Origin of the sequence: Clostridium sp. CAG:43 (assembly GCF_000434655.1) — a bacterium.
In the GTDB taxonomy this organism is placed as follows: Bacteria; Bacillota; Clostridia; order Lachnospirales; family Lachnospiraceae; genus Otoolea; species Otoolea fessa.
On the sequence record NZ_FR895099.1, the window covers coordinates 1 to 11,610 of the forward strand.

At 49.9% G+C, this 11,610-nt stretch carries 10 protein-coding genes and 1 pseudogene; all 11 read right to left on the reverse strand.

Annotated features, from left to right (window positions below; all coding sequences use genetic code 11):
• Positions 1-903, reverse strand: a pseudogene (locus tag QVO97_RS08555) (hypothetical protein); the annotation flags it as partial.
• A 25-nt stretch (positions 904-928) separates the two neighbouring features.
• Positions 929-1,264, reverse strand: coding sequence for an AAA family ATPase (locus tag QVO97_RS08560; RefSeq protein WP_022359920.1), 336 nt, complete (start codon positions 1,262-1,264; stop codon positions 929-931).
• Entirely contained in the window at positions 1,261-2,445 is a 1,185-nt protein-coding gene (locus QVO97_RS08565) for an exonuclease SbcCD subunit D (RefSeq protein WP_022359921.1), read from the reverse strand. Before QVO97_RS08565 ends, QVO97_RS08560 begins: the two co-directional genes overlap by 4 nt.
• A 181-nt stretch (positions 2,446-2,626) precedes the next feature.
• Positions 2,627-2,953, reverse strand: coding sequence for a cupin domain-containing protein (locus tag QVO97_RS08570; RefSeq protein WP_022359922.1), 327 nt, complete (start codon positions 2,951-2,953; stop codon positions 2,627-2,629).
• Positions 2,954-3,092: 139 nt separating this feature from the next.
• The gene (locus tag QVO97_RS08575; RefSeq protein WP_022359923.1) at positions 3,093-5,069 is read right to left on the reverse strand and encodes an RsiV family protein; all 1,977 of its coding nucleotides are present in this window, start codon (positions 5,067-5,069) and stop codon (positions 3,093-3,095) included.
• A 231-nt stretch (positions 5,070-5,300) separates the two neighbouring features.
• Positions 5,301-5,723 (reverse strand): cytidine deaminase, encoded by a 423-nt coding sequence (gene cdd / locus QVO97_RS08580; RefSeq protein WP_022359924.1) that lies wholly within the window; start codon positions 5,721-5,723, stop codon positions 5,301-5,303.
• On the reverse strand, positions 5,716-6,498 hold the full coding sequence (gene udp, locus QVO97_RS08585; protein WP_022359925.1) for a uridine phosphorylase: 783 nt from the start codon (positions 6,496-6,498) through the stop codon (positions 5,716-5,718). The genes cdd and udp overlap by 8 nt, the downstream gene beginning before the upstream one ends.
• A gap of 43 nt (positions 6,499-6,541) precedes the next feature.
• Positions 6,542-7,729, reverse strand: coding sequence for a phosphopentomutase (locus QVO97_RS08590; protein WP_022359926.1), 1,188 nt, complete (start codon positions 7,727-7,729; stop codon positions 6,542-6,544).
• 49 nt (positions 7,730-7,778) lie between these two features.
• The gene (locus tag QVO97_RS08595; protein WP_022359927.1) at positions 7,779-8,795 is read right to left on the reverse strand and encodes an alpha-hydroxy-acid oxidizing protein; all 1,017 of its coding nucleotides are present in this window, start codon (positions 8,793-8,795) and stop codon (positions 7,779-7,781) included.
• A gap of 149 nt (positions 8,796-8,944) precedes the next feature.
• Entirely contained in the window at positions 8,945-10,306 is a 1,362-nt protein-coding gene (locus QVO97_RS08600) for an MATE family efflux transporter (protein ID WP_022359928.1), read from the reverse strand.
• A gap of 42 nt (positions 10,307-10,348) precedes the next feature.
• Complete coding sequence (locus QVO97_RS08605) at positions 10,349-10,759, reverse strand: hypothetical protein (RefSeq protein ID WP_288189445.1); 411 nt, start codon at positions 10,757-10,759, stop codon at positions 10,349-10,351.
• Positions 10,760-11,610 lie beyond the last annotated feature (851 nt).

The window sequence follows — 11,610 nt, forward strand, 5'->3', positions numbered from 1 at the left end:
TAACTCCTGCAAAACCGCCTGGTGCCGTTCCATCTGCTCCCGCCGTCCCCGGCATTCTGCCAGGGCAGCGCGCGCCTCTACCGCCTCCCGCTCCTGGTTTCGAAGTATTTCTTCCTGTGTACGGCATGTTTCCAACTGATTCTGCATTTTTTTCAGGTTTTGGGTCAGAGCCGTCCGCTGATGTTCCAAAGTTTCATATGCCTGCCGTTTTTTCTCCTGCTCCGCATAGAGCGGAAGCGCATCCTGCATCCGCCGGATCTGATCCTCCAGCTCCGGTTTCCGGCTCTCATAGGCTGCGGCAGCTTCCTGGCGCCTAGCCTCCATCTCCCGTCCAAATGCTTCCAAACGGCTCTTTTCTTCCAGTACCCGTTTTTCCTTTTTCACAAGCTCCAGATGGTTCTGTCCGGCGGCAAGCTTCTGGATTGCATTCTCTTCCAGTCTCCCCGTCTCTTCCTCGAGCCTCCTGCTTTCCTCCGACAACTGATGCAGAAATGCAAGCAGTTCCGCTCCATTTGTCCGGTACCGCTCTTTCAAAGACTGCCATCTTTCTTCCCACTCCGGAGCTACCGCCTCCTCCGTCCTGGGAACCGTCACCTGCCGGATGACTTCCTCGCACCGGGTCTTGTTATCCTCCAGCCTTCCATACAGCGTCCGATCTGCCTCCCGCAGCTTCTGCTGGATTCTACCGTAGATCCCGGTATGGAAAATGCGCGAAAATATCTCTTTTCTTTCTTTGGAGGATGCATGGAGCAGACGGATGTATTCGCCCTGCGCGATCATCGTGATCTGCGAAAACTGATCGCGGTCCACGCCCACGATCGCCCGGATCTTCTCATCAATCTCACGGATCCGGCCGGACATCTCACTTCCATCCGGCAAAAGCAAAGACGCTTTCGGCGCCACACTCGTCGCCGTGTATGCGCCGTCCTTATTTTTCCGCTTGCTGAGGCGCGTGTATGCCGGACTGGCGCGGGGATGCCGGACTGCGGCGGATCGTATAATCCTGCCCCTTATCCTCAAACGTCAGTTCCACCCAGGTCTCCGCGTCCTCCGGTGCATACTGGCTGCGAAGCATCGCGCCCTCTCTCCCGGCGCCACTCGCCGCCCCGTAAAGCGCAAACGAGATCGCGTCAAAGATCGTCGTTTTGCCTGCCCCCGTATCGCCCGTGATCAGGAACAATCCCGTCCCCGCCCGTTCGAAATCAATCTGCGTCACGCCCCCATAAGAGCCAAACGCCGACATTGTAAGCAGCTTCGGTTTCATACGCGTTCCTCCTCCTCTGCCTCTTCCACCATGCGCGCCAGAATCGTCTCCTGTTCCTCTGTCATCGGGCAGTGGCGCACCGCCTCATAAAAAGAGGCAAATGCCTGAAACGGCGTCACCGCCCCTTTTTCCTCCGGTTCTTCCTCCAGTCGTTTCCGCGTCCTCTCATTGTCCACCCGGATCTCCAAAATATGCGCAAATAACTCCTCCAGGCGTTCCCGGAAATCGTACATTTCTTTTTCGTCCGTCAGGACCACGCTCACATACGCGTCCGCGCGTCCGCTTCCATCCGGCATCTTTTCCATCGTATCTGAAAGCAGCTTGAGTTCTTCCAGTGTCCCCCGCACGCGCTTTACATCGGGATGGCAGAGAATCGGCAGACGGCGGATCTGCGGCTCACTTCCTTTTTCTCCCAGTTCCACCACCGTGATCCCCTTCTGATGGTGTTCTTCACTGATCGAATATTTGTACGGCGTCCCACAATAGCAAAACCGCTCCTGCCCTACCTTCTGTGCCCCGTGGATATGCCCTAATGCCGCATATTCAAACGGTTCCAGCACCGACGCATCGATCGCATCCAATCCTCCGGAGGTCAGCACCGCCGTCTCCGAATCGCAGGTTTCCGGATTCTGACCGTTCCAGACAAAAAACTGGTGCGCCAGAACCACATTGCGCTCCTGCTTCCGGATCGTCTCCCGCGCCAGGAGTTTCTGGAATGCATCGGTATAACCATTGGTGTCAAACAAATGGCGCACATGACCCGGACGGATAAACGGTACCAGATAAAAATGAACCGGTCCCCACTCATCTGTAAGTGTGACCTGCTTTAAATACTCCGTCCGATCTGCCGGCGGCAGCGCCGCGATATGGATCCGGTGGCGTGCCAGAAACGATGCGCCATACGCCAGCCGCTCCGGTGAATCGTGATTTCCCGCAATGATCAGGATCTCCGTCCCCGGACAGCGCCCGGATAGCTCGGTCAGAAACCAGTCAAAAAGCGTATACGCTTCCCCCGCCGGGACCGATTTATCATAAATATCCCCGCATATCAGAATCGCATCCGGCTTCTCTTCCTCCGCATATTTAAGTATCTGCAAAAACGCATTCTTCTGGCTCTCGCGCAGGCTATAGCCATTTAACATTTTCCCGATATGCAGATCAGAAAGATGAAATAGTTTCACGCAGGCACACCTCCTTTTTCTTTGATCCACTGTTTTTTTGATTTCCATTTTTTCCGCTTAAACATATAGGCATTTTCCGGACGTATATGGCAAAAAGCGCCGACACATCAAACCACTTCCCATGCCAGCGCCTTTTTTGGTTACTGTGAACCGTTACCTTTTTCTGTTTTGTTCTTCGCTCTTAATCCAGCTGGATCAATGCCATAAAGACCAGATCTTCATCTCCGGTATTGGCAATGCCATGACCCCAGCCATCCGGCGTGAAGGTCTTATCGCCGACGGTAACCGGACGTTTCGTTCCATTGTCATCGTACTCGCCCTGTCCCTTGATGATATAATACGTCTCGCTCTCGCCGTGGTGCTCATGATAGCCCAGGGAACATCCCGGTGCGATCGTTACCTCGGCAAACATCTTACATTTTGCATTTAACTCATTGTCATCCAGAATGTATTTTACAACTACCTGTCCTTTGCCGCCGTTCGCATTTTCCTTAACAACTGTCTTCATGCTGCTTCCTCCTCATCCTGTGCCATTCTTTCAGATTCGTTCGACACTATTTTTCTATGGAGTATTATAAGCGATTTTTTTCTCAACTTCAAGATCTCTACTTAAGCGCAATCCACATTTGTTGCAGTTCAGAAAATTCCTACTTGCTAAGTTCAATCCGCATTTCCAACTCGCTGTACGGAATTGTTACCTCCGGGAATCCTTCCGCATACGATGCAATCTCATACGGCGCATAATAGAAAACCACGCCCGTCTCGCTCAGATAAAACGGCGATTCGTAGCTGATGCCGTCTGCCACCGTATGTTCCAGATCCTCCGGTGATTCAAAGGCAAAATTTGTCTTTTCCGCCAGCTCCCGGAATGCCGCACCAACCTTCGCCTGCAGCTCCTCCACCGGATTCTCAACCACATCGCTCAAAGACAGGCGTGCCCCCGTTTCCCGGTCAAAGACAAAATACTGGCGGAACGGCGTTCCGTGTGCGCCGCCCGTATATTCATATCCATCCGCACGGACGCAGACATAATGATCATCCAGATACGTAATCGCGTCATCTCCGTCGATCGTAAGCGCCATCGAATAGACCGGCTGCGCTGCATCCGCCTCCTGCGGAAGTGTCTCTTCCTCCGATCCGTCCGATTCCGCCGTATCTATGCTCATCTCCGTGTCCAGATTCATGGAATCCGTCCGCGCCGCCGACAGAACCGATGCCTGCAGCTCCTGCATCGTCTGGTTCATCGCCTCGACCGCATCGCCCTCGCCGTCAAATACCAGCCGCTCTGCGTACACACTTCCCAGCTCCCGGCTTCCATCCGCACTCTTTAACGTCTCCGACTGCGCCTCGACATGCCCCAGCTCCCGGATCGGAGACTGGAACAGAACCGGCTCTAACAGCGTCGCTTCCCCGCCTGCCGCATCATCCAGCGTTTTTTCGCCCAGATAAACGCCGTAATCCTTAAACTGCTGGCAGTATGCCTGATTTCCCGTCACATAAAAATTACCATACATAGAAAAATCATTCGTCATGCCCGGCTCTTCCTCGACCGTAAAAAGCGCATTCTGCGCCTCGGCGGCATTTGCCGCTGCATCTGCCTCCGCATCCGCCGCAATCCGCTTAAACAAAAACTCTCCCGTGCTGGTCTGGGATGCCTGATTTTCCATCAGATACAAATATCCGTCCTGATACTGCACCAGGCTGATATTTTCCGCCGTCTCATATAAAAGCGTCCGTTTCTCCGGGTCGGAGACCTCATAGCGGTAACACTGCGTATTTCCATTGCCATCCCGAAGCAGGGCAAAGAATGCGTCCTTCGCAAACAGCACCGACGATGTATTCGTAATATCCGAAATCTCCCTCGGATGGCTGCCGTCCGCATCCGCAATCACCAGGCAGGTTTCATTCTGCACCGGCATATACCCAAACTGTTCCGTATAATATGGAAGAATCCCATTAAACAGCTCGCTGCAGCCTGCCGGAATCTCCCCGTAGATCGTGTCTGACGGTGACAGCTCTCCCGCTGTTTTGCCATTCTCATCGAGCGTATAAATGACATTCATGTTGTAACCCTTGACATACAGGCGGTTCTTTGACGCATAGAGCACTGACGGCTGATCCGTCAGATCCGCTAAATGCTCTTCCACACCGCTCTCCAAATCCAGCCGGTACAGCCCATAAAGCTCCGTGCCCTGTGTGCTGCCACTCTCCGCCTGTATCCGGTCAAAATACAGCCCGCCTCCGTAGACCCAGAAGGTGCTGTTTTCATCTCCTGTGTCAAACTGGCAGAGCGTCTTCATCTCGCCTGTCTCCTTCGAAAGGGAACGGATCTCCGTGCGGTATTTGAGGTACAGCATGCCATTCTCCTCCAGCACCCGATCCGCCGCTCCGAGCGCCGTGCTGACCGCGCCCTCCGTTTCCTCTGCCGCCTGTGTCTGCGCTGTTGTCTCAGCCGCCGGTGATTTTTTGCACGCTGACAGGGCTGCCGAAGCAGCAATCAAAAACACCGAAGCCGCCAGCACTGCCCTATACCCTGTCTTTTTCTGAACCTTTTTTCTCTGGTTCTGCTCTGTTCTTCCCTGATTCTGTTTCATTTCTTCCCGTTTCCACTCTTTCTGAGCCATCCGTCCAAACTCCCCACACTTTTTCTATTTTTCATCGGACCTGCGTCCGCTTTTTCTTCTGAATACAGGCGGAAATGGTGAATCCATCCCCGCCTGTCATACAGTGTACCCTGTTTTTTTTGCAATGTCAAAAGGTGTTCCAATATATTAAGTTATATTAATGAAACTGTAAGATTACAGTGCGCGGGTCTTTGACACCTGCATACCAGCTTTATGAGGCAATCGGCATTCCTACTGCAAATTATCCGGTCCGAATCCCATTGGCAGAAGCTCCGCCAGTGTATAGACCTTATATTCCTTCACGGAACGTGCCAGAATGATCTGAAATCTATCATCCTGGCAGAATTCCTTCATCACCTGACGACACACGCCACAGGGCGCACACCAGTCAAATTCCGAAGCTCCTTCCGGGCCTCCCACAACTGCAATCGCTGTGAAGCTGCGTTCACCCTCACTGACTGCCTTAAAAAAGGCAGTGCGTTCCGCGCAGTTTGTCGGTGTATAGGCCGCATTTTCAATATTGCAGCCACGGTAAATCCCGCCTTTTTCAGTCAGCAGAGCCGCCCCCACCTGAAAATGAGAATAGGGTGTATAGGCCATTTTCCGTGCTGCGAATGCTTCCTCGATGAGTGTTTCTATCCTCTCATTATTCATTCTTCGCATCCTCCTGAATCAAGATACGGATGGCTTCCACCGCTGTCCGGATTGCTGCCTCTGTATCATGGGCCTGTTCATTGGACAGGCCTTTTTTCGCCCGCTCCTGATTAGCCAGAACCAGGAAGCAGGCACCTACACGCACCCGAAGGAAGCTGCCTGCGATAAACAGTGCTGCTGACTCCATCTCCGATGCCAGGCATCCCATCCGAAGCCACGCCTGCCACTTATTTTCAAGCTCGTAGCTGACCGGCATCACCTCCGGCTCATGCTGACCAAAGAAGGAATCCTTCGACTGTACAACGCCCGCATGACAGCGGAACTTCAGATTCTTCGCTGCACGGATCATGGCATTCATAACATCCACATGGGGAACAGCCGGGTACTCAATGGGAGCGTACTCTCTGCTGGTTCCTTCCATGCGGATAGCTCCGCTTGCAACTACGATATCTCCGCCCAGTACATCCTCCTGCATACCGCCACAGGTGCCCACACGCAGAAAAGTATGGGCTCCGCACTTGGATAACTCCTCGATAGCGATAGCCGCTGACGGACCACCGATGCCGGTTGACGTCACACTGACTTTTACCCCATCGATGGTTCCCGTATATGTGGTATATTCACGATTATCCGCAACTAACACCGGATTCTCAAAATGTTCTGCTATCTTCTTGCATCGCTTGGGGTCCCCCGGCATGATGACATATCCGCCGATATCCTCCGGGCCGATTCCTGTGTGGTACTGTTTTCCCGTTCCTTCTGTATAATCAACCATATAATCGCCGCCTTTCTGTTTTTAACTTCAAGTCCAATGTCATTTATTTTATCTGATCCAGAATAGAAGTTCCGATGGTCCCCTCCGGCATTCTGACACCGAAATTATCCGCAATGGTCGCGCCGATAACGGCAAAGGTGTCACTGGTATCAAGCTTCCCACTTTCCGTATCCGATGGTGAATACGCAATAAACGGGACCTGCTCTCTCGTATGATCCGTTCCCTTGTAGGTTGGATCATTTCCATGATCCGCCGTCAGAATCAGCAGATCGTCCTCACGGAGTAGCGGCAGAAGCTCTCCCAGCTTTTTATCAAATTTTTCGATCTCTTCCCCGTATCCCACCGGATTTCTGCGATGTCCCCATAACGCATCAAAATCTACCAGATTGGTAAAGCAAAGTCCCTTGAAATCCCGCTTTGCGATATCGATGGTCTGCTGCATGCCATGTACACTGCTGTCGGAATGATTGCTTTCTGTTATCCCTTCTCCCACAAAGATATCGTTAATCTTTCCAACGGAAATCACATCATATCCGGCATCCTTCAGTGCATTCAGCGCCGTCGGTCCGGTAGGTTTCAAAGCATAATCATGGCGGTTACTTGTCCGCTTGAATTCGCCGCGCTTTTTGCCCACATAGGGTCTTGCGATAACACGGCCAACTCTCCACTCATCCCGCATAGTCAGTTCTCTGGCAATCTCACAGTAATGATACAAGGTCTCAAGTCCCATGGTTTCCTCATTGCCACAGATCTGAAGCACAGAATCCGCTGATGTATAGACAATCAGCTTTCCTTCATTCACTTCCTGTTCACCCAGCTCCTCCAGAATCTCCGTTCCGCTGGCTGCCTTATTGCCGATTATCTTTCTGCCGCAGCGCTTTTCCAGTTCGTCAATCAGTTCCTTGGGAAAGCCATGTTCTGTAAATGTGATAAATGGCTTATCCGTCCGGATGCCCATCATCTCCCAATGACCGGTCATGGTATCCTTACCATTGCTTGCCTCATTCATTGCCATGAAATATCCTTCCGGATGTTCTGCCGGCTTAACCTGCTTAAGGGCCTTGAGATTGGCAAGTCCCAATCTCTGCAGATTCGGAATATCCAGATGTTCCACTGTTTCTGAGATGTGCCCCAGCGTATCCGCACCGGCATCATCAAATCTGGCTGAATCCGCCATGGGACCGATTCCAAGGGAATCCAGTACGATTACAAATACACGATTAAAACGCATATCACTCATCCTTTCTACTAATTTTTGCTATATTTGATAGTTTACTTTTTTACACTCTCACACAGTCACGGGTAATTTCAGAAATGGAAGATACGCCGCACATAGCCATGGTATCTGCAAGCTCACTTCCGATCTTCTGGATATATGCTTCAACTCCTTCTCGACCTCCGCCATATACAGCTGTGACGAAAGGTCTGGCTATGATAACCGCATCTGCCCCCAGTGCCAATGCTTTAAATACATCGGTGCCGGAACGGATTCCGCCATCCACGAAGATTTTCATGGAACCGTCCACTGCAGTTGCTATTTCTTCCAGAACCTCTGCCGTTGCCGGGCACTGATCCAGGACTCTTCCTCCATGATTAGATACCACGATGGCTGCCGCACCGGCCTCTTTAGCCTTCAAAGCGCCTTTTACCGTCATAATACCCTTTACAATAAAAGGGACTCCTGCTGCCTCCACGATCTCACGAAGCTCCTCCACTGATTTACTTCCGGCCGGCGGATTGAAATTTTTCAAAAACGGAAGGCCAGCCGCATCGATATCCATGGCAGCCGCGAAAGCACCTGCATCCTTGACAAGCGCCATCTTTTCACGAATCATCTCCACATTCCATGGCTTCACTGTAGGAATTCCCAGTCCCCCTGCCTTTTTGATGGCTTCCGTGGCAGCCACCATCACATTGCTGTCCATTCCGTCTCCTGTAAAAGCAGCAATTCCAAACTCTGCACAGGAAGAAACTAATATATCATTGTAAGAAACATCATTCAGTGAATCGCCGTAATGCATATTCACGGCTCCCACCGGACCTGCAAAAAACGGATACTGAAAATTCTTTCCAAACAACGAAAGAGAGGTATCGATGGGACGTTTCTCCACCAGTGTATCCATCTGGACACGGATTTCCTTCCATTTGTCATAATTCCGAATCGCCGTATCTCCGATTCCTTTGGCTCCCGGACCCGGCATCTGATTCTTGCAGGCTCTTCCGTTGCATTCCGGACAGGCCTTGCAGTAATTTCCCATTTTTCCTCTTGCCAGTTCTAAACATTCTGCATAATTCATTAATCTGGTTACCTCCCTGTCACTTTCATGTGGTCTCGAAATCCTTTTGTACTTGATTCTGCGAGAAATTTTTTTGACAGCTGCATCATTTCCGGTAAGCAGCTGTCCACCACTCAAAACAACCATTTCACATATGATATAATAAAAACCTATCCCTTCTTCGGCCTCTTCTCAAATCCATGCACCCAATTTCCCCTTAAAAACAAAAACAGGAAAATCACGGAGCTGATGCTCCAGGTCAGTGGGTATGCCCAGAATATGACCCGGATATCCGGAATCAGACGCACTGCCAGTGTGATGTAGCTGACACGGAACAGACACCATACACAGAGCAGAACGATCATAGGCACGGCAGCATTGCCGGAACCCCGGAGTACAGCCGCGATACAGTGAGTAAATGCCAATAAACAATAAAACAACGCAATGGTTCTGGCCTGCATCACCCCATAATGTATCACATCCGGATCACGGTTGAATGCTGCAATCAGCACCGGTGCCGCCGTATATATGGTGATACCAATCAGTTCTGCAATGGAGATGGAGCAGAGGATACCGAACTTCGCACCTTTCTTTGCTCTGTCATACTGCTTTGCCCCAAGATTCTGTCCCACAAAGGTAGTTATCGCCATAGTAAAGCAGGTCACCGGCAGGAAGGCAAAACCTTCTACCTTAGAATAAGCTCCGCAGCCTGCCATGGCCATTTTACCGAATGCATTGATGTTGGACTGTACAAACACGTTGGCTATGGCAATGACTGAGTTCTGGAAACCGGAAGGTACACCATTCTGAATAATCTGCCTCAGCATATGTCTGTCAAAACGAATCTTCCTAAGCTCCAGCCGGTAATCTTCCTTCACCCGCATCAGATGCACCATACAGAGAATCGCGCTGACAAACTGGGATATAGCCGTTGCCAGGGCTGCCGATCCCACTCCCATGCCAAGTCCTGCGATAAAGAAGATATCCAGCACCACATTCACACAGGAGGAAATAATCAGATAAATCAGCGGATGACGACCGTCCCCCACCGACTGCAGGATTCCCACGAAAATATTGTACATGACTACACCCAGAGAACCTGCAAAATAGGTTTGAAAATATACAATCGATTCCGGAAGTACATCTGCCGGTGTTCCCATCAGTACCAGAATCTTCGGTGCCAGATACATTCCCGCAGCCGTCAGTGTGATTCCGGCCACCAGACCGAAGGCTGTGGTTGTATGAATCGCTCTCTGGAGATAATCCTTGTTTTTCGCCCCATAATACCTGGCAATTACTACACCGGCTCCCATGGCAATACCGTTAATAAAACCTACCATCAGGAAAATCAGGTTTCCCGACGAACTGACTGCTGCCAGTGCATTGCTGCCAAGATAATTACCTACAATCAGGGAATCCGCTGTATTATACAGCTGCTGAAACAGATTCCCCAGAAACAATGGTATGGCAAATAAAATAATCTTCTTAGAGATACTTCCCTCTGTCATCCTCGTTTTGCTTTCAGCCTCCATAAAACCCCCAAAATTAATCATATTTATGCACACAGTCGATGACTATTCATCGCCCCTCTGCACGCATATGTTCTCGATCTCATTATAGCCGACTGCCAGCAAATTCTCAATACTTCTTGCGCTGAGTGTGTAGCCATTGGCTGTGATTAACAGTGCTAATCGGAACACATCGTTTTTATGTTTCTTTATATTTTTGCTGTCAACCTGCTCTCCATTTAGCTTGCGTTCTTTTAAATCCAGCCACGCTTTCGCCTTAAATGGTATCAGGCAAGTCGGACTTAATACCGGAATGCCATCAACCATCTTTTGTCCGGTTTTTAGCAACTCATAATACGCTTCATTTAAAAGAATTGCCGACAAACTAGATATTTCATCATCTATCAGAAGCGATGTGAGAACTGCATCATCTTCCAATATAATGAAATCCGGATTTCTGGAAAATATCTCTATCATATTAAGCAAAATTTCCACTCGATGAGTGGAAATTCTACAATATCTAAACTACTTCTTGAATTTATATTTTCCTTTTCCATGACCGGATACTGGTTCAATAATGTCTGTCTTTAGCAAATTAGAAAGAAGTTTTGCTTCCAAATACTCTGTTGTTTCGTGAATGCCTTTTTGCAGGTTCGTATAGTTTGCACGCACAAGTGCATTTCTGAAATACCAGGCGTTTTCTGCAAAAATATCATTGGTTGCAGAGAACCCAAGCGTCCTTACATAACAGTTGCCCCATCAAGCATCCATTCTTTCTTTGTGATGTTGTAATCTCTAATCTTTCCGGCGTGTTTATAAATACCCTGAAAGAGTTTACGGTGGATAGAGATATACTCGTTTGGCGAAAATGAAAACGCTGTTTCAGAAAGAATTTCTGCGATACGGGACGAAACCTTATCTGCTTCTTCGGTACGCTCGTCATCGGACAAATGCACTGGTCTTGTTTCATAAAAAATTGCGTCCTATGAAACAAAAACTCAAATTTGCTATTTTTATCCCCAATACTTTCTATTTTAACTTTATCATATATGCATCTATTCCAAAACCACTTCGACGCAAACGGTCAAACTTCGACCTAATTGGTATCTGGGGATCAAAAAAATGCCGCCTTACGCGACATTTTTCTGAATCCGAATCTTATATTTAATTTATAATCACACCTCCAGCTTCCGCTTCTTTGCCAGCTTCTTCATCTCCTCCGCATTCTGCCGAACGGTCTCGGTGATCTCCGCGCCACCCAGCAGTCTCGCAAGCTCGTCCACCATCGCCTCGCGGTCTAAGGCGCGGATGGAGGTTGCCGTCCGTCC